General features: G+C 48.2%; 24 protein-coding genes. 13 read left to right on the top strand and 11 right to left on the bottom strand.

Features of this window, described 5'->3' with window-relative positions; all coding sequences use genetic code 11:
* Positions 1–366 carry a Uma2 family endonuclease gene (locus BLS44_RS18295; protein WP_218127778.1) on the bottom strand — a complete coding sequence of 122 codons (366 nt, stop codon included), beginning with the start codon at positions 364–366 and terminating at the stop codon, positions 1–3.
* Between the two features lie 104 nt (positions 367–470).
* The gene (locus BLS44_RS26630; RefSeq protein ID WP_176954468.1) at positions 471–629 is read right to left on the bottom strand and encodes a hypothetical protein; all 159 of its coding nucleotides are present in this window, start codon (positions 627–629) and stop codon (positions 471–473) included.
* A 254-nt stretch (positions 630–883) separates the two neighbouring features.
* Between BLS44_RS26630 and BLS44_RS18290 the strand changes: the two genes are divergently transcribed.
* Positions 884–2,563 carry a GMC oxidoreductase gene (locus tag BLS44_RS18290; protein ID WP_090391674.1) on the top strand — a complete coding sequence of 560 codons (1,680 nt, stop codon included), beginning with the start codon at positions 884–886 and terminating at the stop codon, positions 2,561–2,563.
* A gap of 65 nt (positions 2,564–2,628) precedes the next feature.
* On the top strand, positions 2,629–3,288 hold the full coding sequence (locus BLS44_RS18285; RefSeq protein ID WP_090391673.1) for a gluconate 2-dehydrogenase subunit 3 family protein: 660 nt from the start codon (positions 2,629–2,631) through the stop codon (positions 3,286–3,288).
* A 31-nt stretch (positions 3,289–3,319) separates the two neighbouring features.
* On the opposite strand, the gene BLS44_RS18280 is transcribed toward BLS44_RS18285, so the two are convergent.
* Complete coding sequence (locus tag BLS44_RS18280) at positions 3,320–4,192, bottom strand: AraC family transcriptional regulator (RefSeq protein ID WP_090391672.1); 873 nt, start codon at positions 4,190–4,192, stop codon at positions 3,320–3,322.
* Positions 4,193–4,400: 208 nt separating this feature from the next.
* On the opposite strand from BLS44_RS18280, the gene BLS44_RS18275 reads away from it, so the two are divergent.
* From BLS44_RS18275 to BLS44_RS18265, 3 genes are all read left to right on the top strand, one after another.
* Positions 4,401–4,964, top strand: a complete 564-nt coding sequence (locus BLS44_RS18275; protein ID WP_090391671.1) for a Crp/Fnr family transcriptional regulator — start codon at positions 4,401–4,403, stop codon at positions 4,962–4,964.
* Between the two features lie 67 nt (positions 4,965–5,031).
* Positions 5,032–5,406, top strand: a complete 375-nt coding sequence (locus BLS44_RS18270) for a DoxX family protein (protein ID WP_090391670.1) — start codon at positions 5,032–5,034, stop codon at positions 5,404–5,406.
* 8 nt (positions 5,407–5,414) lie between these two features.
* Positions 5,415–5,903: a DUF3995 domain-containing protein gene (locus tag BLS44_RS18265; protein WP_176954467.1), complete on the top strand. Its 489-nt coding sequence runs from the start codon at positions 5,415–5,417 to the stop codon at positions 5,901–5,903.
* Between the two features lie 17 nt (positions 5,904–5,920).
* Here BLS44_RS18265 and BLS44_RS18260 read toward each other — a convergent pair whose 3' ends face one another.
* Complete coding sequence (locus tag BLS44_RS18260) at positions 5,921–6,733, bottom strand: patatin-like phospholipase family protein (RefSeq protein ID WP_090391668.1); 813 nt, start codon at positions 6,731–6,733, stop codon at positions 5,921–5,923.
* 570 nt (positions 6,734–7,303) lie between these two features.
* Between BLS44_RS18260 and BLS44_RS26290 the strand changes: the two genes are divergently transcribed.
* Complete coding sequence (locus BLS44_RS26290; RefSeq protein WP_143019835.1) at positions 7,304–7,819, top strand: hypothetical protein; 516 nt, start codon at positions 7,304–7,306, stop codon at positions 7,817–7,819.
* A gap of 76 nt (positions 7,820–7,895) precedes the next feature.
* Here the strand turns inward: BLS44_RS26290 and BLS44_RS18250 are convergent, their stop codons facing one another.
* Positions 7,896–9,089: a hypothetical protein gene (locus BLS44_RS18250; RefSeq protein WP_090391666.1), complete on the bottom strand. Its 1,194-nt coding sequence runs from the start codon at positions 9,087–9,089 to the stop codon at positions 7,896–7,898.
* A gap of 270 nt (positions 9,090–9,359) precedes the next feature.
* On the opposite strand from BLS44_RS18250, the gene BLS44_RS18245 reads away from it, so the two are divergent.
* Both BLS44_RS18245 and BLS44_RS18240 read left to right on the top strand, forming a co-directional pair.
* Positions 9,360–11,225, top strand: coding sequence for an ABC transporter ATP-binding protein (locus BLS44_RS18245; protein WP_176954466.1), 1,866 nt, complete (start codon positions 9,360–9,362; stop codon positions 11,223–11,225).
* Positions 11,226–11,487: 262 nt separating this feature from the next.
* Complete coding sequence (locus BLS44_RS18240) at positions 11,488–11,979, top strand: DUF3276 family protein (protein WP_090391664.1); 492 nt, start codon at positions 11,488–11,490, stop codon at positions 11,977–11,979.
* A gap of 158 nt (positions 11,980–12,137) precedes the next feature.
* On the opposite strand, the gene BLS44_RS18235 is transcribed toward BLS44_RS18240, so the two are convergent.
* The 5 genes from BLS44_RS18235 to BLS44_RS18215 all read right to left on the bottom strand — a co-directional run bounded on the left by BLS44_RS18235 (position 12,138) and on the right by BLS44_RS18215 (position 17,997).
* Positions 12,138–13,802, bottom strand: a complete 1,665-nt coding sequence (locus BLS44_RS18235; RefSeq protein WP_090391663.1) for a metallopeptidase TldD-related protein — start codon at positions 13,800–13,802, stop codon at positions 12,138–12,140.
* A 34-nt stretch (positions 13,803–13,836) separates the two neighbouring features.
* Positions 13,837–15,516, bottom strand: a complete 1,680-nt coding sequence (locus BLS44_RS18230; RefSeq protein ID WP_090391662.1) for a TldD/PmbA family protein — start codon at positions 15,514–15,516, stop codon at positions 13,837–13,839.
* A gap of 183 nt (positions 15,517–15,699) precedes the next feature.
* Positions 15,700–15,951 (bottom strand): hypothetical protein, encoded by a 252-nt coding sequence (locus BLS44_RS26285; RefSeq protein ID WP_143019834.1) that lies wholly within the window; start codon positions 15,949–15,951, stop codon positions 15,700–15,702.
* Positions 15,952–16,213: 262 nt separating this feature from the next.
* Positions 16,214–17,176 carry an electron transfer flavoprotein subunit alpha/FixB family protein gene (locus tag BLS44_RS18220; protein ID WP_090391660.1) on the bottom strand — a complete coding sequence of 321 codons (963 nt, stop codon included), beginning with the start codon at positions 17,174–17,176 and terminating at the stop codon, positions 16,214–16,216.
* A 77-nt stretch (positions 17,177–17,253) separates the two neighbouring features.
* Entirely contained in the window at positions 17,254–17,997 is a 744-nt protein-coding gene (locus tag BLS44_RS18215) for an electron transfer flavoprotein subunit beta/FixA family protein (protein WP_090391659.1), read from the bottom strand.
* A gap of 102 nt (positions 17,998–18,099) precedes the next feature.
* On the opposite strand from BLS44_RS18215, the gene BLS44_RS18210 reads away from it, so the two are divergent.
* The 5 genes from BLS44_RS18210 (at position 18,100) to BLS44_RS18190 (ending at position 24,673) form a co-directional block, all read left to right on the top strand.
* Positions 18,100–18,411 carry a tetratricopeptide repeat protein gene (locus BLS44_RS18210; RefSeq protein WP_090391718.1) on the top strand — a complete coding sequence of 104 codons (312 nt, stop codon included), beginning with the start codon at positions 18,100–18,102 and terminating at the stop codon, positions 18,409–18,411.
* A 9-nt stretch (positions 18,412–18,420) separates the two neighbouring features.
* A complete protein-coding gene (tilS, locus tag BLS44_RS18205; protein ID WP_090391658.1) occupies positions 18,421–19,758 on the top strand; it encodes a tRNA lysidine(34) synthetase TilS in 1,338 nt (445 codons plus the stop codon).
* 75 nt (positions 19,759–19,833) lie between these two features.
* On the top strand, positions 19,834–20,874 hold the full coding sequence (mltG, locus tag BLS44_RS18200; RefSeq protein WP_090391657.1) for an endolytic transglycosylase MltG: 1,041 nt from the start codon (positions 19,834–19,836) through the stop codon (positions 20,872–20,874).
* Positions 20,871–21,848, top strand: coding sequence for a YihY/virulence factor BrkB family protein (locus tag BLS44_RS18195; protein WP_090391656.1), 978 nt, complete (start codon positions 20,871–20,873; stop codon positions 21,846–21,848). The genes mltG and BLS44_RS18195 overlap by 4 nt, the downstream gene beginning before the upstream one ends.
* A gap of 305 nt (positions 21,849–22,153) precedes the next feature.
* On the top strand, positions 22,154–24,673 hold the full coding sequence (locus BLS44_RS18190; protein ID WP_090391655.1) for a phosphocholine-specific phospholipase C: 2,520 nt from the start codon (positions 22,154–22,156) through the stop codon (positions 24,671–24,673).
* On the opposite strand, the gene BLS44_RS18185 is transcribed toward BLS44_RS18190, so the two are convergent.
* Positions 24,670–25,428 (bottom strand): class I SAM-dependent methyltransferase, encoded by a 759-nt coding sequence (locus BLS44_RS18185; RefSeq protein WP_090391654.1) that lies wholly within the window; start codon positions 25,426–25,428, stop codon positions 24,670–24,672. The two genes, BLS44_RS18190 and BLS44_RS18185, sit on opposite strands and share 4 nt — an antisense overlap.
* Positions 25,429–25,533: the final 105 nt, after the last annotated feature.

The following is a 25,533-nucleotide window of genomic DNA, read 5'->3' as shown; positions in this document are numbered from 1 at the left end:
TTAGCCGGTATAGTAATCAAATGTTTTTTCAAGATCCAGCACAAAACCCGGTAATACCGGTGTTGTGATATGGTCTCCGATCGTTTTTAGGGCAGTGGGCTGATACCTGCCCTGCCCATCCAGTATGTAAGCCATAAATGTTTTCTCTTCAGGGTGAATGATCCGGTATTCCTGTACTCCATTCTCTTCGTATACTTCAAACTTATTCTTTAGTTCCTTGCTGTTGTTACCGGGCGATAATATTTCCACCACAATATCAGGAGCGCCAATACAACCCCGGTCATCAAGTTTATTCAGATCACAAACAACACAGATAGCTGGTTGCAGTACGGTGGTAACGGCCTTGTTTTTTGCAGCAAGACGCACATCAAAAGGCGCCGGGCCTGGTTTAATAATAAGCCGGCATCAAAATTATTTCTTTTCTCGGTCAGTGAGGACACTGACCGTGGCGTGGGCCGTGGTTTATGTCCTCACAAACCACTAGTAATTACGCATTTTAATAAAAATTGATTCCGGTTCATTATAAAGATCTTCCCTTTTATCAGTTCCAGTCGCTCCTGGAATCTCCAGGTAAGATAATCTGCGTAGGTATAGGATTTGTTCAGGTCCAAATGCGTAAAATCTGTCATAACCATGATATATTCAGTAAGGTTAAGCAATATTTAGAGTCGGGATGGTCATGGGGGAGTCCTGCTTCCTCCATGCGGGGCGATCGCTTAAAGAAGCGTGTTCGGGCAAAGCTGCGAAAAGTGGAGTGTTCTTTAATTTATGTAATCGATTGCATTATTGGAGAAAATCAGTATATTTATACCTCTTATCGGGTTGTTTGTAAAAAACAGGGACAAAATTTTTATTTATAAATTCTTAAAGCAATTCTATCGTTATGGCAGATAATCATTATGATGCTATTGTGATCGGCTCCGGTATCAGCGGGGGATGGGCGGCAAAAGAACTCTGTGAAAAAGGATTGAAAGTGTTATTGCTGGAGCGCGGCAAAGATGTGAAACATATAACCGATTATGTGAACGCGGGCAAGGGGCCCTGGGAATTTTCCCATCATGGCAGTATGACCCTGGCACAAAAGCGGCTTTATCCCAACCGTATCCGGGGTTTTGGTCCTAACGAGATCAACCTCGACTGGTGGGCCAATGATACGGAAACACCTTATACTGAGGTGAAGCAGTTCAACTGGTTTCGCGGGTACCAGGTGGGAGGGCGCTCACTGCTCTGGGGAAAACAGACCTACCGTTGGAGTGATATTGACTATGAGGCCAATGCCAAAGACGGCATTGCTATCGACTGGCCTGTAAGGTATGCCGAAATTGCGCCCTGGTACGATCATGTGGAGCGGTTCATTGGTGTGAGCGGCAGTATTGAAAACCTGCCCCAGCTGCCGGATGGACAATTTCTGCCGCCCATGGAAATGAATGTTGTTGAAAAAGATATGGCCGCCCGTATTAAAACGGCCTACCGGGATCAGCGGCGCCTGATCATTGGCCGTTGCGCCCATCTTACGGAGGCATTGCCGGGGCGCAGCAAATGCCAGTACCGTAATAAATGCGACCGGGGCTGCCCTTACGGAGGCTATTTCAGTACCCAGTCCTCCACGTTGCCCGCGGCTATGAAAACGGGCAACCTCACCCTGCGCCCCTGGAGTATTGTTACAAAGATCCTGTACGACAAGGATAAAAAGAGAGCGACAGGGGTGGAAGTGCTGGATGCGGAAACCAATAAGACCTACGAATACAAATCAAAGATCGTGTTCCTGAATGCCTCCACCCTGAACAGTACCTGGGTGCTGCTGCACTCTGCCACGGATATATGGCCGGGCGGGCTGGGCAGCAGCAGCGGTGAGCTGGGACATAACCTGATGGATCATCACCTGGGCTCCGGGGCCGGAGGGCGGGCCGAGGGCTATGACGATATGTATACTTACGGACGCCGGCCCAATGGGGTATATATACCCCGGTACCGGAACCTGAATGGCGAAAAACGGGATTATATCCGGGGTTTTGGTTACCAGGGGGGAGCCGGCCGGGGCCGGGGCACCAGGGCTGCTGAGGAAATAGCGGTGGGCGCCGCCTTAAAGGAAGCCCTTACAGAAGCCGGAACCTGGAGTGTGTGGATGGGCGGTTTTGGGGAAGTGCTGCCTTACCATGATAACCTGGTTACACTGGATAGAAACCGGAAAGATAAATGGGGCCTGGATGTACTGGCGATCGATGCCGAGCTGAAAGAAAACGAAAAAAAGATGCGCCGGGAGATCATTAACGACGGGAAGGAAATGCTGGAAAAAGCGGGGATCAAAGATGTGTATGGATTTGATAACGATGGCATAATGGGGCAGGGGATCCACGAAATGGGAACGGCGCGCATGGGTTCGGATCCCAAGACCTCTGTGCTTAACAAATGGAACCAGGTTTGGGATGCCCCCAATGTATTTGTAACGGATGGCTCCTTTATGACATCGGCGGGTTGTGTAAACCCTTCCTTAACCTATATGGCCTTTACCGCACGTGCGGCAGCATACGCGGTTAGCGAGTTAAAAAAACAAAATCTTTAATCTGTAGGGTTATCGTATCCGGTCTGCCGGTGCAGAAAACCGGATAACCCTAAAAACATAGCTTTATGAACAGGAGAGAAGCTTTAACACAGGTATCCCTTTTACTGGGCGGCGCCCTGGTAGGCGCCGACGCATTTTTATCAGGCTGTAAGAACCCGGCTGGGGAGACCGGCCTGTTTACGGCAGCAGATCTTGCGCTGCTTGATGAGATCGGTGAAACCATCCTTCCCGCTACCCCGGACTCCGGCGGCGCCAGGGCTGCCCGGGTTGGAACGTTTATGCAGTCTGTTATTACCGACTGCTATACGGAAACCGAACGGAAAACGTTTTCAGAAGGTCTTGCACAGTTAAAAGAAGCCTGTAACCGGCAATACAAAAAAACATTTGAGCAGTTGTCGCCGGCCGAAAAAGCAGGCTTTCTTACCGGGCTGTATAACGAAGCGAGGGCATATGTAAATACGGATGCTTATAAGAAGGCAAAAGACCAGTTCAACCAGCAACAGGATGAAAAGACCCGGGCGGCGGCAGCCGGTAATGATTTTGGCGCTTCATACCTGAAGGAAAATTATCCCCCCCATTATTTTACCATGATGCGGCAACTGACCCTTTGGGGATATTTCAGCTCAGAGGTTGGCATGACCAAGGCGCTTCGATATGTGGAAACCCCGGGGCATTATAATGGCGCATATCCTTATAAAAAGGGCGACAAAGCCTGGGCCCTGTAAAATGCATCGCATTGCAGGTGTACCCGTGGTCTTACACAATAACCTGCTGCTTTTTAAAGTTGCTCCTGAATTCTACGGGCGTGATACCTTTTGCTTTTTTAAATACCCGGTAAAAGTAGGAGATGCTGTTAAAGCCGCACTGATCTGCCACATCCTGTATAGATGCCGTTCCTTTCAGCTTACGTACCGCCACGTTGATCCGGAAATCAAGGAGGTAGTCTGTAAAATTCAGTCCTGTTTGAGATTGAAGAAAGCGGGCAAAAGTAGAACGGCTCATATTCAGCAGCGTGGCCGCATCTGAAAGGCGGATCATATCTGTGATGTGCTGGCTCACATAGTCCTGCAGCCGGTTAAGCAGCTCGGCGCTCCGGGTAATTTCAGGCGGGGCGCCACTGGAAAGTTCCCGGTAGTCCTCGTTCCGGGCCAGTTCATGTAAAAGGATAAACAGCCGCATTACCGAGTAAAAACCGTCATTTTCCATCGTAATGATATGCAGGAGCGGCTGCACCCTTTCGATGGTGGCGGCTCCAAAGCAAACGCCTTTTGAAGCTCTTTCAAAAAGCCGTTGTATACTGCGGAACTGGTTTTTATTTAAATACTGCTCCAGGAGCTGGGGATGAAACTGGATGGTGATCTCGTGGATATTACTGAAACTGCGGCCTCCGTCTTTCCAGGCATGTTTGAGCTCCGGGTTGGCGATCAGCACCAGGTCTTTTTCGCCGATGCTTTCCACGGAATCCCCGATAATGCGCTGTGCCCCGGCCGCGCCGTCTACAAAGTTGAGTTCAAATTCGGGATGCACATGCACCGGGAACGTAAAACTCGACTTGCGCCGGTCAAACACCACAAAACAATCTTTTTCAGATAACGGCGATTTTTCGCGATAGACCTCCGGTACAACCATTTCAACGTATTTATATCAGTTACCCTATGCCCAAATGTAATGCTTTTTAGGCGTCGCATTTTATTCCTGTTTCTTTTATTTGATATGCATCAATTACGGGCGCCGGTCTTAACTCCCGGCATATTCTTGAACAGGAATGTTCTCTTTTCTTTTGGGAATAATCCGGGCCCGGTCTTTGTTGCCCGTATAAAAGCATTAAATCAGGGAAATGGAGCATTTTTTTGTAACGGTAGCACAGTACGCAACGCTGTCTGAACAAAGCAGGCAGGAGCTGGTCAAACAGCTGCAAAAGCAGGTATTGCCCAGGGGAACCATTCTTGTTAGACCGGATACCACCTGTAAATGCCTGTACTTTATTGATAAAGGGCTGACCCGGACCTATTACCTGAAGGATGGTAAAGATATTACGGACTGGATCAGCGATGAAAACTCGTTTGCCTGCTCCATAATCAGTTTTATCACACGAAGGCCCGACCGGCGCGGTATTGAGATACTGGAGGATACGGTGCTTTATGTGTTGCACCGCGATGTGCTTGACGAACTCTGCGCCCGTTATCATGATATAGAACATCTTTTCAGGATGCTGGTAGCCCATGGTTTAATACAGCTGCAGCAGAAGTTTGACGATCTGCATTTTGCAACCGCCCTGGAACGCTATAAAATATTGATGCAATCAAATCCCTCATTTATTCAGCGGGTGCCGCTTGGTATGATCGCTTCCTACCTGGGCATTACACAGGAAACCCTGAGCAGGATACGCGCACAGATCTGAGTTTTTGATAAATGTCAAAGGCGGTGTTGCTGCATGTTTTGACCTTTGTATTGAAAAGAGAAAAACTATGAGTAACATTATTCTTTGGATCTTACAGGTTTTAATGGCCGCCGGTTTTCTGTATTCAGGCATTTGCAAAACTGTATTGCCTCCCAAAAAGCTGGTAGCCATCGGGCAAACGGGGGTTGAAGGACTTTCCCGGCTTTCCGTCAGGATTATTGGTATATTGGAACTTGCAGGGGTTGCCGGACTGATCGTACCCGTATACTTCGATATAATGCCATGGCTTACACCGGTGGCTGCATTTTGCCTGGCTGCTATCATGCCTTTTGCAGCGCGGATCCACTACCAGCGGAATGAGCTCCGGAATGTTTTTGTAAACATTGCCTATTTTCTTATCGCCGTCCTGGTGGCCCTGGGCAGGATATGGATATCCCAATAGGGTTTAAGATGATCTTCTTTATTGCATATTTGCTTTTTGCGCTCTTTTTACTGTTATCGGCTATTCATATTTATTGGGGGGCCGGCGGGCAGGCGTGGATCGGGGCCGCTCTTCCGGTTAACAGACAGAATAAACGGGTACTGTCGCCAAAGCCACTGCACAGTTTTACATTGGGCGCCGGTTTTGCCGGACTTGCAGTTTTGGTATTGATAAAAGCAGGAATACTGTATTTTAGGATCCCCTGCGTGCTGCAAACCTATGGCCTGGGGGGCGTCGCATTGTTCTTCTTTGCAAGGGCCGTTGGCGATTTTAAATATGCTGGTCTTTTCAAACGGATAAAAAACAGCCGGTTCGGTTGGTATGATACGCGTATTTATACTCCACTATGCCTGTTTATTGGGTGCCTTATAATTATTTTGGAATGGCAGCTCCGGGAAACCATGCAGGCCGGAGCCTGCCCGGCCGCCGGTTATCCCTGTATTGATTATCCGGATTGAAAAAGAACAGTACCATCTTATACAGGATGCACCTGGTCTGTCTTACGCTTATACCCCTTTTCTTCCAGAACACTTACGGTATTTTTATAAGTTATATCCAGCATTTGCGGTACGCCTTTTTTATCAAAAAGACTGAACTGCGTCATACCCGGGGGATCAAAAAAGAGGTCACAGGCATGGGCCTTGGAATAAACAGATTTTCCGATGGCCAGGTGAACGACCCGGTCAAATACCTTGCGGGCGCTTATCTTCTGCATGTCGTCGTATATCAGTGAGTTGACATGCGAGCCGATCAGCAGGTCACATTTATCATAAATGGGTTCTATGGGAAAGTTGTTCAGGATGCCTCCGTCCATGTATACTTTGGCGCCAATACGGATGGGCGGAAAGATATACGGTATGCTGGCTGATGCCAGCAGTGCCTGGAAGAGCCTTCCATCTGAGAAATATTCCGTCCGGCCATGGGTAACTTCGGTAGCGGCTACATATAAGGGTATTTTAAGGATGTTAAAATTGTCATCCGGAAAGGATTCTTTAAAGAGCCGTTGCAAAAAGACGGTGTTAAAAATGCCGGTAGTGCCCAGTCGGAAGGATGACCTGGAAAAAAAAGTTGTTCGGGTCACGATCTCCTGCATTTGCAGGGGCGAGTATCCTGCAGCATAAAAGGCCCCGATAATGGCTCCGGCACTGGTACCGGAGATCACCTGTGGTCTCAGCCCAAACTCATCGAGGGCGCGCAAAACTCCGATATGCGCCACACCACGCATGCCCCCGCCTGAAAGGGTAAGTCCGATGATCTTTTGTTTTTTCCGGAACGAGAAGAGCCCCATATCGTAATAATAAATATAAAATCTAAAATAAGGAATTTAAAACTGATGGCCGCATGCTCATTCCCGGGATTGACCAGATCCGGGGATATTTGGGGGATGATTCAAAATGTTTAACAGCTGCAGTATTGATGAAGTTTGAGTGTTTGGAAGCTTTCTTTTATTTTCGAATAGAATCAATATTGCAACATGAGCTTCGATCTGTATTTCTACAAACAAAAAGGCAGCCAACAGACGGAGGCTGAACTGGCAGCGTACCTGACAAAGAACCTTCCTCATAATATAAGCGATCATCCGCGACAATGGCACTATGAAAATCCTGCAACCGGTGTTTATTTTCTTATTGACTGGAATAAGCCCGAAAATGATCCGGAGCAAATTGAGATTTTCGAAAACTTCCGGGATTTCAAATATCTCAATTTTAACTTTAGTATCAACTTTTTCAGACCCAGGTTTTTCGGATTCGAAATATTCCCGGTCATTGAAAAATTTATAACGGACCTTGACCTGTATGTTTTAAATCCCCAGGATGAAAATGATCCGGACAGTCCGGGGAAATTTCCAAAGGGATATTTGGAGGAACAATGGATCCGGCAAAATGATAGCGTAACAGTAGAGCGGTTCAGAGAATTGGACTTTCAATATCTGTCCCCTGATAAGTCAAATTATTTGTGGGGGTATCAAACACATCGTGAAACATTGCAGGAAAATTTAACGGAGGAAGATATTTTTGTTCCGGGATATTTTGTTGTCAGAAATAAAGAAGACGGGGCATTATACACCGCTTGCGTTTGGCCAATGCATATACCGGTCATACTTCCGCCGGTTGACTATTTAATCATTCAGAAAGAATATGAGAGGCTATCTGAAACAGTTAAAGAAAGCGGACTTGTTTCTTATGACACAATAATTAAAGAGTTTGGTGATCGGTTTGAACCCTTTGAATATGAAGTACCAAACCTTAAAGTAATTCGACAGGCAAACGCTGATAGTATTGAAAAACAGTTTAACGCTTTAAAATTGGGTAAGACCATAAAAGAGTTCGGAAATGGAATTGCATTCGACGGATTTGTTAATGTGCAACCTTAGCGCTGGTGCTGTCCGCGATAACCTGTTGGGTATCTCTGCGATTAACGCGCATAAACGCTATTCCCAAACGTACATTTTATTGCTCAAACAGCGCAAAGCTTCCCCCCGTCCAGGTCTTATCTTTATTGAACCGAACGCCGATCATTTTGCCTTTGCTCAGGCGTGCCAGGTTATTGACCGGCCGGGGACGTGCCGCACCTTCTTCCCAGAAATAAAAGATGCGTATCTCGGCTTTAGCCGGTTCATCCGGCGTTTGGATAACGGAAGCGTACTCCACTTTTTTTTGCAGGATCCAGTTCTCCGGATCTTTGATAGCCGCAATATCGGCGGGCGTTACATCAATGACCACACCCTGGCCGGCAAAGGAGAACAACGGTTTTAATACATAATGATCCAGCGCAACGGGTATCTCTTTAATATCACTCAAAAAGCGGGTCTCCGGGATATTCGGATGCTGGATCAGCGGGAGGGTAAACTTACTGATCCGGTAAAACCAGTTGGGATGGGTTACCCATTCCACATCCAGGTCTTTGAACAATACCGCCGCTTTTTCCTGTACCGCTGCTTCCTGTTGCTGCAGTTCGTCAAAAATAACCCGGTTGTAGATCCGCTTGATGCGTGTTGCTACTCCATCCTTCAGATAGAACAGCTGATCTCCTTTCCGGATCAGCTCGGTCACACAAACCATCCTGATGCCCAGGTAGTCTTCTGTACAGTAAAAGTCTACATTGGTCTTTTGCTGCTGTGGGAAGATCTCCAGCAGGATCACATTTTCCGGGTCCTCATGGCCAACCACAATCTTTTTAAAAAGCTCCAGGTAGCTTTGCCGGTTCAATCCGCCCAGGTAGGAAGAATAACCCGGAGGAATACCGAAATGCTCACTAAAGACATCGTCCAGCAGTACCTGGTATCCAAAAAGGGTGGGAAATCCCTGCATTTCGATGAGCTGTGGCTCCAGCCCGCCATTGGCATTACGGCAAATACCAAAGTCAAAGGCTATGAAATGGGGGTGAGCGTTCTCATTGGGAACCCTGTAATTTTCGGGTATGGCCCGCGTGGTCTTTTCCTTAAAATCCGGTTGCAGGATCACGTCAACGATCTGCTCGCAGGCATCGATCATCTGCTGCGAAAATGTTTGCGGTATAAAGACCGGGGTTTCTGCAATCCGGAACTGGATAGGGGTGGAGTAGTTGTTCAACGCCTGCACGAATGCCTGGAATTTTTCGTCGGTAAATGCAGTATTATAAGCCTGTCTGAGTTCCGGAACCATAGTTTTTATTTATAACAACAAGATACTGCTTTAAATTGAAAACTGAGCAAACAGCTATCTGCCATCTGCTCCCTATGTCCGTATCAATCCGCTTCCTGCCGGGGTTCTATGGACGATTGGCATTGGTTAGCCCCGTTTCTCTATTCACAGACCACTGCCGGGTTTCAGGTTTGAGGCGGCTGAAATCTGTTGAGGGCTAATGGTTACTGACTGCTAAAACCGGGCGGTCCGAAATTTGAGATTTGGCACATTACCGTTTACTTTGCAGCTATGAAGCACTTAGGCGCCTTGGGAAAGTATTTCTGGAAGTACCGGATCCGGTTGGGGGCAGGTATCCTGTTTGTGGCTCTGTCCAATTATTTTAACGTGCTGTCGCCCCAGCTGATGCGTTTTATAGTGAACTATGTAGATCAGTCGCTGGTGTTAACAGGAAATGCTGCCCGCCCCGGAGGTTCGGGGTTTGGGGCTGAAACCCGGGGATATGATGTACTGGTAAAAAAGATCGTGGATTGGGTAACCCGGTACAACAGCATTGCCAGGGTGGTGTTCATCGCCAGTATTGTAATACTGGTGCTGGCATTGCTCCGGGGCTTTTTTATGTTCCTGATGCGCCAGACGATCATTGTCATGAGCCGTCATATTGAATATGATCAGAAAAACGAAGTGTATAACCAGTACCAGCGGCTGTCGGGCCGCTTCTTTAAAAGTCATACTACCGGTGACCTGATGAACCGGATTGCTGAGGATGTAAGCCGGGTGCGTATCTTTACCGGTCCGGCGATCATGTATATTGTAAACCTGCTTACCGTAATTATCCTGAGCGTTTTTTTTATGGTACAAAGCAGCGTGGAGCTTACCATTTATGTACTGATCCCGTTGCCGGTACTGGCGGTGATCATTTATTTTGTAAACAGCAATATTCATAAAAAGAGCGAAAAGATCCAGGCTGCGCTTTCTGATCTTACTACCAATGCCCAGGAATCCTATTCCGGTATCCGGGTGATCAAGTCCTTTGTACAGGAAAATGCGATGTTTAACTTTTTTTCCGTCAATAGTGAACATTACCGTAAGAACGCCATAGCGCTGGCCCGGGTGGAAGCTATTTATTTTCCATCGATCCAGCTGCTGATCGGCATCAGCACTTTGTTTACGATCATGATCGGAGGACTTTACTATATTCATCATGAGCACAACATTACGCTGGGGACCATTGTTGAGTTTATCGTGTATGTGAATATGCTTACATTCCCCGTTAGTGCCATCGGGCTTACCGCCAGTATGGTACAGCGGGCGGCGGCCTCACAAAAGCGGTTGAATGAATTCCTGGATATTGTGCCGGAAATAAAAAATGAGACCGGTGCCACCCCATTGCAGCTGGATGGCTCCATCGCCTTTAATGCGGTTGATTTTACTTATCCCGATACGGGGATCAGGGCGTTGCAGCAATTTGATCTTAAAGTGCGCAAAGGGGAGAAGATCGCTATAACGGGTAAAACCGGTAGCGGTAAAACAACGGTAGCCCAGCTGTTGCTGCGGATGTATGATGCCGACAGCGGCGCTGTTGTATTGCAGCATCATAATATCCGGGATATTGATCTGTATGCCCTCCGGGAGCAGATCAGCTACGTGCCGCAGGACGTATTCCTGTTCAGCGATACGGTAGCCAATAATATCCGGTTCGGAAAGCCGGGGGCTAGCATGGAGGAGGTGATCGCCGCTGCGGAAATAGCAGGTGTGGCACGGGAAATTGACGGATTTGAAAAGGGCTATGATACAATGATAGGGGAGCGCGGCGTTACCCTCAGCGGCGGGCAGAAGCAACGTATCTCCATTGCAAGAGCATTGATTAAAGAGTCTGCAATCATTATTTTCGACGACTCGCTGAGTGCTGTGGATGCAAAAACAGAAAAAGAGATCATGGGCCGGCTGAATGCCTACCTGGATGAACGATCGGCCATCATCATCACGCACAGGGTATTCTCACTGCTTTCCTTTGACCGGATTATCGTGCTGGATGAAGGTAAAATTGCAGAACAGGGCTCCCATGATGAACTGATGAAGATCCCCGACGGCTTTTATGCCCGCCTGTACCACCGGCAGCAAATGGGACTGGGGACTGAAGAACCAACTCCCTGATCTTATGTGCAGTAACCGGTGACCAAGCCGGTGCCTCCTTTTCTCTGCCCTGCGGTTCTGAAGCTGTATTGCTGCCAGGGCATCGAATGTCATAGAATACTTTGGGATGATCTTGCTACAATTTCGGCCATAAATAGCTGATTGTAGGTATATAAAAATTGTTTAAAAAAAAATGCTAAAACTTCAATAAATTTAATTTTTATTGAAAACATACATATATTTGTTTGTATCTTAATCTTTCTACTTATTAAAAAAGAAACACGTGGAGAACGAGCATAACGATCGAAAATTGGAGAGCATCTATAGCAAGAGACTCCGTGCCGGAAAAAGAAGGACCTATTTTTTTGATGTAAGGTCTACCAAGGGAAATGATTATTACCTGACCATTACAGAAAGCCGCAAGCGCTTTGACGACAATGGATATGACCGGCATAAAGTGTTCTTGTATAAAGAGGATTTTAACAAGTTCCTGAAAGCATTGAATGAGGCGATCGACTATGTAAAAACAGATCTGATGCCTGATTTTAATTTTGATGCTTTCAATCATGAAGATTACGATGACGAGGGTGGACCTGTTGCTTATCAGCCGGCCCCTGTTACTGCGCCTGCTGAAACACCGGCTCCGCCAGAAGAAGATGCGGATCCCACACCAGTTATTACTGAAGCACCGGCGCCGGCAGAGGAGATCAATACCCCTGCTCCTCAGAACGATGCTCCTGCTTCCGGCAGTCATGAGGAAGTAGAAAAATGGTAATATTTTTTAAGAATAAAGGAAAAGCCGTCTTTAGCAGACGGCTTTTTGTATTATAGGAGAACCGGGTACCTGCTCTTGATTTTTAGCCAGCTGCTGAACTGGTCACTTATTGCAGACCGCTCAATTTTTTAATCTGCAATCCCGATCCTGATGTTTCCTCAATGCTTTTTTTGTTGTTTGGTTTTTCCGGGCTTTTTATCCAGCAGCGGGTTGCTGACGATAATGGGTTTGGCTTTTACCACGCTGTTTTCTGCTTCCAGTTCTATTTCCCCGATGACCATGCTTTGCGGGCAGATCACCGAATAAAGGGGTTGGTTCCATAAATGCATCTGATCCGCAGCTATGATAAAGCGGCGCAGGCTGCGCATATTCAAACTGGTAAATTTAAAACCGGTAAGCATTTCTTCCCTGAGGGTGGCAGTGTCAATGCGGTACAGGTAAGGCGCCTGGCCATAGCTCACATTTACATCGCGTACAATATAGGCATAGGGTAGCCCTTCTTCTTTAGCGGCTTTTACCAGTTCTTTTTTCATGTCGTTTATGGGGGCAACGGTATCTGCGGTAAGCCGGAGTACACCGGCGCTGTAGGTCCGTTCACCAAATGCAAATCCGCCGGGCGCTTCGAATTTCCGGGTGGGGGTTCTTCCGTTCAGCAAACTTTTTAAAACGCCTTCCCGGATCAGCTCCAGGGTGTCCGGTGGCACTACACCATTGTAGTCGACATCAAAGGCCCCCGTAGTATGCCGTCCGTCATATGTTTTTAAATGCGGCAATGCGGTCAGTGTTAAACCGGACGCGATCAGTTTTTGCCCGATCTTGTCCTCATAAAAAGTGGTATTGTTATCGGGGTACAGGATGGATTTGCGGTTGACGCCCAGGCTATACCGGAAAAATCCGGAAATAAGATTGGCCAGTGCTTCCCCTTCAAATAGAACAGGGCCCAGGTAAGACCCTTCAAATTTAGGAGCTTTGTCCCGCTCCAGCATCCTGCGGATCAATGCCCTGGTGGTATCCTCCAGTATTTTATAATCGGGCAGCTCATCCAAACGGGTTACATAGTCGTTATAGGTTTCAAAGATATTGCTTCCATCATTACCCGGCATTGAAGCGGCAATGGTCAGTACGACCTGCGAAACCGGCCGGCGGATAACGGCGCCTTCGCTGGATACGAGGTATTCTTCCGCATGGTTGATGGTCAGATAACAGGAAGAACTGGTGATCTGCGGGTAGCTCACAAACATCGCTGAAAGCTTCTGCAGCAGCGGGCTCCAATGTTCGGTACTGGCAGCAGTCACTACCGGAAGGCTCCCGAAGTCCTTTACCCCGGTATGGATCTTTGTAAGATCATCCAGGTCGAGCTCCTTCTGATCTACCGTTACCCTTTTTAATGCGGCCATAGTGGCATTGTATTGCTGTGCAGTTGCTTTATAGGCCCGGTCGGTTTCCAGCCAAAGCAACCTGCGCAGCTCGTCTGAATTATTTTCATCCGGCAGCATGATGTAGGATCCGTCATCAAAGAGGTAGTCAAAATTCCGGTGATAATCGCCCACCAGCAACTTTACAGAAGCCGTTTTGGTTGCTGCAGGCCCGGGAAACGGGGTAACGATGCGGCCTCTTTCGGCCCGTATAGTTTGCGAAACCATGTTCCTTAATTTATAGCTGATGAGGAACGGCTTGCCCAGGTCCGGAAGACTGAGCCGTTGTATATTGCGGTTCAATTCTTCTGAAAGCACTTTTACATAAAAGTTGTCGCGCAGTTCCTGGCTGCTCACCGCCAGGGTAAGCATAAAAGAACAGGTGTACAATAATAATTTCTTTAACATCGGTTCGTTTTAATGGATGGCGTATATCAGTTTACTACCGGGCGGTCCTGTCAAGATCCGGCCGGGGCAATACCGGCAGCCGTTCGTTGGATTTACTTTTCTTTTGGGTTTCGATCAGGTCTACAAAGATCGCCGGGGACGATGCGGAAACAGGTACCCAACCGGAGCTGGATCCGCACATGCCATTAAAGGTCTCCATGGTATCATCGGCTGCAATGATCCTGCGAAACATAGACAAAGGGGTACCGATCAGGTCAACACCTCTTACCAGCTGGTCTGGTCGCCCATCTGCAAAGATCTTGTATACTTCGACCGGCATTACGTTAAATGCATTGGGCATGGTACGCCCGATGCTGGTGAAACCTCCCTGCACATCCTCAAAATAATAACCATATTCGTGTCCCTGTTTTTTGGCCTCTGTGCGCAGCAGTTCCTTCAACTGAGCTGCCGTTTCCGAAGCCGAAGCTTTAACGATCAGGTTACTTTGCCGGCTTTCGGGTATTCCGCCCGGGGCTGTGCGGGCATGCCCGTTGGAGCCGCTGGAGCCGTTAATAGGCGTGCGGGTCATTAAAAAGCTGCGCAGGATACCCGCTTCTACCACATCTACTTTTTGTGCAGCAACACCTTCGTCATCATACCGGTAAAATCCATTCACTTCCGTTTTGCCAACCTGTTTTACCGTCGGGTCCAGCGTAATGCTCAGGAAGGCAGGCAATACCGGGGATCCGATCTTGTTCTTGAAGGTATGCCCGTCAAAATCGCTTTTCATCCGTTTGCCTTCCAGGCGGTGCCCGAAGATCTCATGAAAAAATACCCCTGATGCCCGCCCGGATAAGATCGCAGGGCCTACAAAAGGATCGGCTACGGGGGCAGAACGGAGTGCGGTCAGCTTCGTGCTCATTTCCTTTACATCTTTCAGCACACTATCCTTTGAAGGAAGCCCTGAGGGTTCGTAGGCGTAATACATCCGGAAGAGGGGGAGCTCCATCCCGTCATCGGCCTTTGTGAGGCTGTACACGGATTGCCAGGCGCTGGTGCCGTTTTCGATGATCGAGGAGCCGTCGGTATCGGTAAAATATTTGCGCACTATTTTAAATTCGATATTGGCAATCCCCATCAGCAGATCCGGGTTATTCTTTAACAGCGCGGAGTAGGCCACCAGGTTTTTAGTGAGCTTTTCCACATCGGGGCGCAGGGCGGCATAACGCAGGGGAGGATCGTAATAAACAACTTTTGCAGCCGGGGAAAAGTCTGCTGCCGAATCTTCCTCCGCCGCTTTTACTTTTTTATTGGTAAGGATCTGCTCATAAGCCTGTACCGCGTTTTTATAAGCATTGTCTGTGTTTTTCCAGATGGCAAGGGTAATGATATCCGCATCATCCACCACCGGGATCCCGCCGGGAAACTGGCCGAAGCCAACGTTATGGGTATTGTCCAGCTTATAGCTGCCCAGCCTTATGGAGGGAGAAAATACCCGGTACCGGGATGAATCAATACCCGTAACGGCACCAAAAGAAGTACGGATATTATAAGTGGTGATATCATCGACCCGGTAGCTCATATAGTACAGGCGGTCATCGGCCTTCTTTAATTGCTCAAATTCCCTTTGCAGCTCCTTTGAAAGGGTGGACATGAGCAGGTCCTGGGCAAACAGGGTTTGGGTGATGAAGGTTAGTCCGATAGCAGCAAGCCCCGATCGCAGGTTAAAGATCATAAAGTGGGTTTAAATAATTGAAGTTACAAAAGATCACATCCATCACGGAAGATACCGATTTTTATGTTCTCATTAATAAACCGGTTCTTTAAAAACAGGGGTACACCCGGCCCGGATCCGGGCCGGGTAACAGGGGGGCGCTATAAAGGCTGCCATTAAAAATGAGTGCGGGCCGGCCCTGTATCAAGGCCTGCCAGCCTGGTATGCAGGTTTTGTACTTTTCATTTTATAAGCCGGGATATAGGGAGGCTCCGGGCGGGCAGACAGCAAAGGTGCCGGGTAGTAATACAGGGGGCGGATATAAAAAGGCTGATTCCCCGTATTGCTGTCCCTGCCGGGCTTGTTCCATAAATTAGGCATACGGTCGGTCTTGCCCATACCTTTCCCCACATTCAGCATTTTTTTACCGGCTCCGTAGGGCAATAGTACGGGCATGCGATCCTGTCGGGCTTTAGCTATATAAAAATTCTCATTAAACTTTCTAATTGACGATGTGTCAATAATATCGGGATTTGGTATCGAATAAAGATTTAGATAAGATGGGCGTTTAAGATCTGCTGTATCCTGGGCCAGGGCTGCTGTACAGCCGCAAACTAACAGCATTATTATTACATATTTCATGTCCGTTTTACGGACATGATGCAGGCGTTCCGGTTTTTGCATAAAAAAGGCCGGGGTTTTTTCCCGGCCTTTTACATTATCCTTTTAATTGTTTTACGGCCTCTGTCAATTTAGGCACTACTTCAAAGAGGTCGCCTACAATGCCATAGTCAGCTGCCTTGAAGAAAGGCGCTTCGGGGTCCTTATTGATCACAACGATCACTTTGCTACGGTTTACACCGGCAAGATGCTGGATAGCGCCGGAGATACCTACCGCCAGGTAAAGATTGGGAGCGATGGCACCACCGGTTTGACCAACGTGCTCATTGTGAGGCCGCCAATGTGCATCCGCCACGGGCCGGCTGCAGGCCAGCGCTGCATTCAATGCTTTGGCCAGGTCTTCCAGGATGCCCCAGTTCTCTGGCCCCTTCATGCCACGTCCGCCGCTTACAACCAATGCCGCCTCGGCAAGAGGTACTTCTGATGACTGGCGGTTTACACTTATCGTTTTCACCCTTGGGGCATCCACTGTAACTTCCGCAGGAGCAACTATTGCTACTCCTTCACCTTCTTCAATATTGAATGAATTTGGGTTTAGTGTAATGATTTTTAATGGAGTTATGACTTTTATATCTGCAAATGCTTTACCTGAAAAAACAGATTTCCTCACAATAAAACTATCGCCGGTTTCCGGCAGGGCTACTGCTCCGGATACCAGGCCTGCCTTTAAACGGGCCGACAACCGGGGAGCCAGCGCCTTTCCATCCGTATTATTGGAAAAAACAAGTACGGTGGCCCCGGTCTTTTCTGCTACCTGTGCGATCGCTTTTGTATAGGTTTGTGCATCAAAATGTGCCAGGGCATCGTTTTGAACCTGGTGGATGGTTTGAACGCCGTATTTTCCAAGGGCCTGCAGCTCTTCCTTTACGGGAGCCAGCACCAGGCCTTCGGCAGCCACACCTAATTGCCGGGCCAGCCGGGCACCATAAGTCAACACTTCAAGGGATGTTTTTTTTACGGCCCCTTCTTCATTGATATCGATAAATATTAAAACAGACATTTTTAAGTTTATTGTTTTTTATTGGTCGTTTATGGTCTTCACCACAAACCATAAATGATAAACCGGAAATTATTTGCTTAGATCACTTTTGCTTCCTCGTGCAACAGGCGTACCAGTTCCTGCACATTATCTGCATCCACCAGTTTAACCCCTGCTTTTGCGGGTGGCAGACTGAATGCAGCTATTTCGGTAAGGATATCCGCCGCTACCGGTTCTACCACTTTCAGGGGTTTGGTACGTGCCGCCATAATACCCCGCATATTGGGGATCCTTTGCTCTGCCATCCCTTTGTTGCAGCTGATGACCACCGGCAGGGAAACCTCGCATACTTCTTCGCCGCCCTCTATTTCGCGGGTTACGGTTGCCGTTGTTCCGCTTAGTTCAAATTTTGTAGCCAGAGAAATGTAGGGGAGGTCCAGGAGCTCGGCTACCATCCCGCCTACAGAACTGCCATTATAATCGATGGTCTCTTTTCCCAGGAAGATGAGATCGTAGTTATTTTCTTTTGCTACCTGTGCTATCTGTGATGCGATGCCGAAACTGTCGGGGTTTTCAGCATTCACCCGGATGGCTTCATCACCACCAAGGGCCAGCGCCTTACGGATGATGGCATCCGCATCTGCACCGCCAACATTAATAAGATGGATTGTTGCGGCCGGATCAGCCTCCTTTAATTCAATAGCACGCACCAGGGCGTAATATTCATCATTGGGATTGATGATCCATTGAACACCAGCTGCATCAAATTTCGTATTATTATCCGTGAAGGCTATTTTTGCCGTGGTATCAGGCGTCTTACTAATACAAACTAATATCTTCATTATGGTATCACTTGTTTTATATATGAAAGTTGTTTATGCAACCAAACAAAGATAACTGTTGTAAGATAATTATGTATAGGATACTTAAAAAAAATGTCCACAATGAACCGGATCGAAAAATTGGAAGCCTTGTTGCGGGAGAACGGAGATGACGGGTTCCTGAACCATGCACTGGCCCTTGAATACGTAAAAGCAGGCGATGACGGAAAAGCAGCGGCCCTGTTCAAATCGATCCTGGAAAAGGACCCGGATTATGTGGGCAGTTACTACCATCTTGGCAAATTGCAGGAGCGTTGCGGAGATGAGCCGGGAGCAATTGCTGTTTATAAAAAGGGAATGGAAATTGCTCAGAAACTGGGAGAACAGCACGCATACAATGAACTGAGGGCTGCCTGCGAATACCTCGAATTTTAAAAAATAGTAATGGATCTGTTAACCCGTTTTTTAAAGTATATATATCAGGGGCATCTTTTTACCGCAAAAGACCGTTTACTCCTGGCCGTAAGTGGCGGCGTAGACTCGGTGGTACTGGGCCAGCTTTGTAAGGAGGCATCGTTTGATTTTGGAGTAGCACATTGCAATTTCCAGTTAAGAGGAGCGGCCAGCGACAGGGATGAGGAATTTGTAAAGGCACTTGCTGAAAACTGGGCGGTACCTTTTTACAGCATCCGTTTCAACACCAGCGAATTTGCCACGGTTAACCGGTTGTCGATACAGGAAGCAGCCCGGGAGCTCCGTTACCAATGGTTTGAGGAGATCAGGAAAAAGGAGGGGTTCGATTATATACTTACGGCACACCATGCCAATGACAATATTGAGACCCTGCTGATGAATTTTTTCCGGGGAACGGGTATCAATGGGCTCACCGGTATTAAAGAAAAAAACGGTGCATTGGTGCGTCCCCTGTTATTTGCCAAAAGGACAGCGCTGGAGCAGTTCCTGCAGGATCAGTCGCTTTCTTTTGTACAGGATGCTTCCAATCTTAAGGACGACTATACCCGGAACTTTATCCGTAACCGCCTGTTGCCGGAGATAGCGTCCGTTTACCCCGAAGCGGAACAGAACCTGGTACATAATGTGCAGCGTTTCCGGGAGATCAACGCCCTGTACCAGCAATCTGTGATGCAGTATCGTAAAAAACTGGTGACCCAAAAGGGTAATGAGCTATTTATTCCCGTGTTATTGCTGTTAAAAACAGTGGCACCACTCACTGTTCTGTTCGAGATCATCAAGGATTATGGCTTTAGTGCAGGGCAGCTTCCGGAAGTGTTTGCCCTGACGGGATCGGATTCCGGCCGGTTCACCGCGTCCGCAACCCACCGCGTGATCCGCGACCGGAAGCACCTGATCATTGCCCCGCTGGCGCCATCGGAGCGGTCGCGGATCCTTATTGAGCAACCCGGTACTTACTTTTTTGATGAGGGAACACTCCACTTCCGGTTAAAGGAAAATACTGGCTCTATCCCTGCAACGGCCGCAACAGTCTGGCTGGATGCGCGTCAAGTGCAATTCCCCATCCAGCTTCGCCCCTGGAGGACCGGGGATTATTTTTATCCGCTGGGAATGGTCAAAAAAAAGAAAGTAGCCCGCTTCCTGATCGATCAGAAGCTGACCGCTACGGGGAAGGAAAAAGTATGGGTACTGGAAATGCAGCAGAAGATCCTCTGGGTCATCGGACACCGCATTGATCATCGTTTCAGGGTGACCGATACCACCAGGGAGGTAGTGGAGATCAGTTACCTGAAACAGAACGAGCAATAGATCCGGTAAAAACAGGAAGACAAACTGGTTAAACATATTCATATATCCCGGATCAAAAAACTGAATTATTAAATAATGGCAAACAAGAAAAAAAAGTTTCCGTATATCCTGCTCATTTTGCTGGTGCTGCTGGGCTTTATCACATTTAAATTCCTGGGGCCGGCCACGCATCAGACAGAGAAAGGATTCCTGTATGTAAAAACAGGTACTACAATGGAACAGTTGAAGCAACAGCTGGTTGAAAAAAACATCCTTTCCGGGATCAGCTGGTTCAACCTGGCCTCAAAGGCGCTGGGATACAAAGTGGTCAAACCCGGCAAATACCGGGTTGCAGCGGGAACTGCAATTGTGTCCCTGGTACGCATGCTGAAGAACGGGAACCAGACACCGGTGGATTTTGTGGTTACAAAGATCCGGACCCGTGAGGCGTTGGCCGGCCGGATCGGCAGGGCCTTTGAATGTGATTCTTCAGAAACGATCCGGTTCCTGGGTAGCAATGATTCGCTGGGTGTTTATAATCTTGATAGTAATACGGTAATGGCCGCAGTGTTGCCGCTGAGCTACGAGATCCGGTGGAATACCACACCCCGGGCCATCTTTGATAAATTTTTTGACGCGTATAAGAAATTCTGGACCCCCGGCCGGCAGCAGAAAGCCGCAGCGCAGGGGCTTACCCAGCTGCAGGTTATTACGCTTGCTTCTATTATAGATGAGGAAACAAACAAGGCGGCCGATAAGCCCAAGATAGCCAGCACCTATATGAACCGGATAGCGAAAGGAATGCCGTTGCAGGCGGACCCCACTGTCAAGTTCGCATTGAAAGATTTCGGGATCAAACGCATTCTTTTTGGTCACCTGGCCGTAGCATCACCCTATAATACCTATAAGAATAAAGGGCTGCCGCCCGGTCCCATCTGTACGCCCCAGCAGGCCACCATCGATTCGGTACTCAATGCCCCCAAAACAGATTATCTGTATTTTGTGGCCAGCAGTAATTTTGACGGATCGCATATTTTTACCAGCAATTACCAGGATCATACAAAGTATGCAAAACTGTATCAGCAGGCCCTGGATACCCAGATCAGAAAAAGAGACAGTCTTCGCGCAGCTCCATGAGTCCTATAAAAAATATCGCCAACCGTATTAAGGGCTCCCGGCGGGTAAGCTGGCTGCGGCATAAAGGAGAAACCACGGCCATACCGGGGTTTGAGCAGGTTTCTGTGCTGGATACATTCAAAGGGTTCAGGAAACAGATCCAGGATGATAATATCATCGAGCGGGCTTCGGCGATCTCTTATAATTTTTTTATGGCGATACCGCCCACGCTGATCTTTTTGTTTACGTTGTTCCCGATCATCCTGGGACAGCTCCCGGTGAAGATCCGTTTCAAAGAGGAGATCATGGAGATCATAAAAGGGATCGTTCCGGATCCCCGGTACCATATGCCCATCCTTGAATTTGTCAATAATATTTTTGAAGGACAGCGGACAGACCTGCTTTCTGTGGGGATCCTGTTATCGCTTTTTTTCTCGTCCAATGCCATTATGGGATTGATGCGCTCTTTCGACAAGAATCTTCCCGGTTTTATAAAGCGGAAAGGGCTGCAAAAAAGAGGTAACGCGCTGCGGGTAACGCTCGTGCTGGATTTCCTGTTCATCCTTTGTGTGGCTTTACTGGCTGCACAGGGCAATGTGCTGGAATGGTTTGGGATCGAGCAGCAATGGCTCATAAATCTCATCAGCAGTACACGATGGATCCTGATCGTGATCTTATTTTTAACCATTGTTTCCTATATCTACAGGGCTGTGCCTTCTGTACATAAAAAATGGACCTGGATCACTCCCGGCTCTGTGCTGGCTGCCGTGCTGATGACCATCCTGGCCCTGGGTTTTTCCTGGTGGGTAGGCAGTTTTGGCAGCTTCAACAAACTGTACGGCTCACTTGGAACCGTATTATTGGTGCTTGTTTATATATTTATCAACTCGCTGATCCTGCTCGTCGGGTTTGAGATCAATGTCAGTATCCGGTCCAATGCTTTAAAGCGGGATACTCAAAAGGAAGAACCCTTTACAGAAGATGTGCTTATTTGAGGTTCAACGTTAGAGCGGTATTTCACGGCTCACAGATCATGGGCGGGCTCAAGGTTTCAAAGCACAACGTCTGATCCGACCTGAAGCATTGTTGATATTCTCCATTTTCACACTTTCACATTTCCCCATTATTCCGAATAGCAAATGCTTTTTTTTTGTTTATTTCCATTTCTTTTGTTTAAACTTTCTTAATTTTCTACCGTCGAAATAGTCATAAGACCGGTTAACGATCTTTTAATGAGTCTTCAGTGGTCTCTTAAATTATATTTGACGGGTACTTTTTTATCATTTATAAAAACGATTGAATGGATAACAGACGTGTCTTCCTAAAAAAATCCATGTTATTATCCGGGGCTGCGGGTATCAGGGCTGCTGTTCCGGATGCGCTTTTAAAGGCCCTGTCTATTGATCCGAAGCCGGGAAGTACTTTTTTAGATGCCGAGCATATCGTAATCCTTATGCAGGAAAACCGTTCCTTTGATCATTGTTTCGGCACCCTGCAGGGCGTGCGTGGCTTTAATGATCCCCGGGCTATTACGCTGCCGGACCAAAAGCCGGTATGGTTCCAGACCAACGAGAAAGGGGATAGCTATGCCCCGTTCCGGCTCAATATAAAGGAGACGAAGGCCACCTGGATGGGCGCCCTTCCGCATTCCCGTCCCAGTCAGGTAGATGCGTTCAATAACGGGAAATATGACCGCTGGCTGCCAGCCAAAAAGGCCGGTAATAAAAAATACGCAGCAATGCCGCTGACCATGGGGTTTTATACCCGGGAGGACCTTCCGTTCAATTATGCACTGGCAGATGCTTTTACGGTTTGTGATCAGAATTTTTGCTCGGCTATGACCAGTACTACACCCAACCGCTCTTTTTTCTGGACCGGAACGATCCGTGATACGGATGACGGGTATCCCCGGGACAATATCCGTAATGACAATTTTGCCCATGCCAAAATGAGCTGGAAGACCTTTCCGGAATTACTTACAGCGAACGATATCAACTGGAAATTCTATCAGAATGATATTTCATGTGGAGGGGGGTACAAAGGAGAGGAGCGGGCATGGCTATCGAACTTTGGATGTAACCTGCTGGAATTCTTCAAAGCCTATAATGTAAAATATACTCCCAGGTATATTGAGGGATTAAAACAACTGGTGGAGACCCTGCCGGGGGAGATCAACCGGCTACAGGAAGAAAGTCCCTCCAGCGAAGACGCGTCAACGAAAATAAAAGCGGCGCTGGGTAAAAAGCAGGCAGCCCTGGACAATGCCCGGGCTGAGCTGGCGCAGTGGAGCCGGGCCAATTTTGAAAAGCTGACCGAAAAGGAAAAGGAGCTGTTTTTTAATGCATTTGTGAATAACAGGAATGATGCGGGATATCGCTCGGTGTCGGAGCTGAAGTACAGTGAAGGCGGTGCGGAGCGCATGATGACAGTGCCCTCGGGCGACTTATTATTCCAGTTCCGCAAGGATGTGGATGAAGGCCGGCTTCCCACGGTTTCCTGGCTGGCAGGCCCGCAAAACTTTTCGGACCACCCCAGTGCACCCTGGTACGGCGCCTGGTATATTTCGGAGATCCTGGACATCCTCACCAAAAATCCGGAAGTCTGGAAGAAGACTATATTTATTTTGACCTATGATGAAAATGATGGTTATTACGACCATGTGCCTCCTTTTTCCATAGCCGATCTTAAAAAACCGGGAACCGGGAAATGCAGCGCCGGTATCGACACCGAGGTGGAACATGTAAGGATGGAATACGAGCTGAAGCAGGGTATCCCTGAGAAGCAGGCCCGGGAAGCCCCGGTGGGGCTGGGTTTCAGGGTTCCGATGGTCATCGCATCGCCCTGGAGCCGCGGCGGAAAGGTATGCTCCCAGGTATTTGAGCATACGTCTACCCTGCAATTCCTGGAAACATTCCTGAATCAGAAATTCAATAAGAAGATCCGGATCGATAACATCAGCGAATGGCGCAGGACGATCAGCGGGGACCTCACGGCGGCTTTCAGTCCGTTTGATGGTAAGCCGGTACAACCGCTGCCGTTCCTGAAAAGGAACGCATTTGTAGAAAGTATTTATAACGCGCAGTTCCGGAAAGAACCGGGCGGCTTTCACCGTTTGTCTGGCGAGGATGCCCGGCAGGCTATTAAAGGATTGGGCGATCTTCCCTTTATGCCGCAGCAGGAGAAGGGGACCCGTCCTTCTTTACCACTCCCATATGAGTTGTACGTGGATGGTAATCTTTCGGATGCTAAGGACGCGCTGGTTGTTTCCCTGAAGGCAGGAGCGGCAGTGTTTGGGCAAAGGGCCCAGGGCGCACCATTTACGGCCTATGCACCGGCTGCTTTTGCGGACGGCGCGGAAGCGGCGGATATTTGCCGCAACTGGTCATTTGCCGTAAAAGCCGGCGATAGCCTGGAGTATGAGTGGCCGGTAAAAGCATTCGAAAACGGGAATTATCATTTGCGGTTGCATGGGCCCAACGGCTTTTTCCGCGAATTCAGGGGAGGCAGGCAGGATCCCCCGCTGAAAGTAACCTGCGCTTATGAAATGAACCGGAACCAGCCAACGGGGAATGTGATCGTACAATTCAGTAGCGCTGCACCCGTGACTGTCGATATCGTAGACAATGCTTATAAAAACAATACAATCAGTAAACAGGTAAACGGGAGTCAGAACCTGGTTCTTAACCTTTCCAAAAGCAGGGGCTGGTACGACTTCAGCATCAGGATAAAGGGAAACATCCGTTTTGAAAAGCGGTATGCCGGCCGGGTTGAGACCATCACCGAAAGCATTACGGATCCCTTTATGGGACGGGTGGTTTAGGTAAGCTGTCCCAGGTACAGTTTGGTGGCATAGTGAAGCGTAACATGACCGTTGTCCTGGAATTGTTCAAACAGCGTTTGGAGCGCTGCGGCCATTTGCGGGTATCCCGGATCTGTTTTGGCAGGCATGTAGGAGGATGAAAGCAAGCGGCCTTCCAGCGCTTCATAATTAAAAACCTGCTGGTTGTCGAAAACCGTCAGCGTTACCGGTTGAGGGAAAAAGAATTCTTCTATAGCAGCATTGCCGATATTCCGGTGGTCCACTTTCCGGTATTGGTTCCCGTGGCGGATAATAAGCTGTTCATAATCCTTTTCAAACGCAGTGTCCGTCAATCGTTCATTCCAGATCAGCGCAACGGTCCCGCCCGGCTTTAAGATCCGCTTAAATTCCCTGCGGCATTCCTCCCGGTGAAACCAGTGGAAAGCCTGCCCGGCTATAATAAGATCAATACTGTTGCCTGGCAGGGTGGTAGCTTCTGCAGTGCCCTCCACGGTTTTGAAATGGGGGTAAGCCCGGAGGAGTACTTCACTTTTTAGCCGCATTTCCCGGTTAGGCTCCACACCCCAGACTGCATACCCGTTTTGAAGAAATAGCCCGGCAGAGATCCCTGTTCCGGATCCGATATCTGCGATGGCAACACCGGGATACAGCAATTTTTGCTGCTCCAGCATCGTTAAGATCTCCGGCGGGTAGTGGGGCCGGTACTTTACATAGTCTTCTACGCGGTTGCTAAAACGCCGGGTATTATCCTGCATAGGTACAAATATAAGCTTAAGAGCCCTTTAATGATTTTCTCTGACGATCGGTCAGATCAGCTACCGGGAAGATGGGGCTACTATATGAAAGTCGATGATCTTTTA

This window comes from Niabella drilacis (genome assembly GCF_900101395.1).
Lineage (GTDB): Bacteria > Bacteroidota > Bacteroidia > Chitinophagales > Chitinophagaceae > Niabella > Niabella drilacis.
This window is presented reverse-complemented; position numbering and strand designations above follow the sequence as displayed.

Bases quoted from the DNA above. Each gene is read 5' to 3' on its own strand.
- BLS44_RS26630 (WP_176954468.1), bottom strand. From the start codon at position 629: ATGACAGATTTTACGCATTTGGACCTGAACAAATCCTATACCTACGCA.
- BLS44_RS18290 (WP_090391674.1), top strand. From the start codon at position 884: ATGGCAGATAATCATTATGATGCTATTGTGATCGGCTCCGGTATCAGC.
- BLS44_RS18285 (WP_090391673.1), top strand. From the start codon at position 2,629: ATGAACAGGAGAGAAGCTTTAACACAGGTATCCCTTTTACTGGGCGGC.
- BLS44_RS18280 (WP_090391672.1), bottom strand. From the start codon at position 4,192: ATGGTTGTACCGGAGGTCTATCGCGAAAAATCGCCGTTATCTGAAAAA.
- BLS44_RS18275 (WP_090391671.1), top strand. From the start codon at position 4,401: ATGGAGCATTTTTTTGTAACGGTAGCACAGTACGCAACGCTGTCTGAA.
- BLS44_RS18270 (WP_090391670.1), top strand. From the start codon at position 5,032: ATGAGTAACATTATTCTTTGGATCTTACAGGTTTTAATGGCCGCCGGT.
- BLS44_RS18265 (WP_176954467.1), top strand. From the start codon at position 5,415: ATGATCTTCTTTATTGCATATTTGCTTTTTGCGCTCTTTTTACTGTTA.
- BLS44_RS18260 (WP_090391668.1), bottom strand. From the start codon at position 6,733: ATGGGGCTCTTCTCGTTCCGGAAAAAACAAAAGATCATCGGACTTACC.
- BLS44_RS18250 (WP_090391666.1), bottom strand. From the start codon at position 9,089: ATGGTTCCGGAACTCAGACAGGCTTATAATACTGCATTTACCGACGAA.
- BLS44_RS18245 (WP_176954466.1), top strand. From the start codon at position 9,360: ATGAAGCACTTAGGCGCCTTGGGAAAGTATTTCTGGAAGTACCGGATC.
- BLS44_RS18235 (WP_090391663.1), bottom strand. From the start codon at position 13,802: ATGTTAAAGAAATTATTATTGTACACCTGTTCTTTTATGCTTACCCTG.
- BLS44_RS18230 (WP_090391662.1), bottom strand. From the start codon at position 15,516: ATGATCTTTAACCTGCGATCGGGGCTTGCTGCTATCGGACTAACCTTC.
- BLS44_RS26285 (WP_143019834.1), bottom strand. From the start codon at position 15,951: ATGCCCGTACTATTGCCCTACGGAGCCGGTAAAAAAATGCTGAATGTG.
- BLS44_RS18220 (WP_090391660.1), bottom strand. From the start codon at position 17,176: ATGTCTGTTTTAATATTTATCGATATCAATGAAGAAGGGGCCGTAAAA.
- BLS44_RS18215 (WP_090391659.1), bottom strand. From the start codon at position 17,997: ATGAAGATATTAGTTTGTATTAGTAAGACGCCTGATACCACGGCAAAA.
- BLS44_RS18210 (WP_090391718.1), top strand. From the start codon at position 18,100: ATGAACCGGATCGAAAAATTGGAAGCCTTGTTGCGGGAGAACGGAGAT.
- tilS (WP_090391658.1), top strand. From the start codon at position 18,421: ATGGATCTGTTAACCCGTTTTTTAAAGTATATATATCAGGGGCATCTT.
- mltG (WP_090391657.1), top strand. From the start codon at position 19,834: ATGGCAAACAAGAAAAAAAAGTTTCCGTATATCCTGCTCATTTTGCTG.
- BLS44_RS18195 (WP_090391656.1), top strand. From the start codon at position 20,871: ATGAGTCCTATAAAAAATATCGCCAACCGTATTAAGGGCTCCCGGCGG.
- BLS44_RS18190 (WP_090391655.1), top strand. From the start codon at position 22,154: ATGGATAACAGACGTGTCTTCCTAAAAAAATCCATGTTATTATCCGGG.
- BLS44_RS18185 (WP_090391654.1), bottom strand. From the start codon at position 25,428: ATGCAGGATAATACCCGGCGTTTTAGCAACCGCGTAGAAGACTATGTA.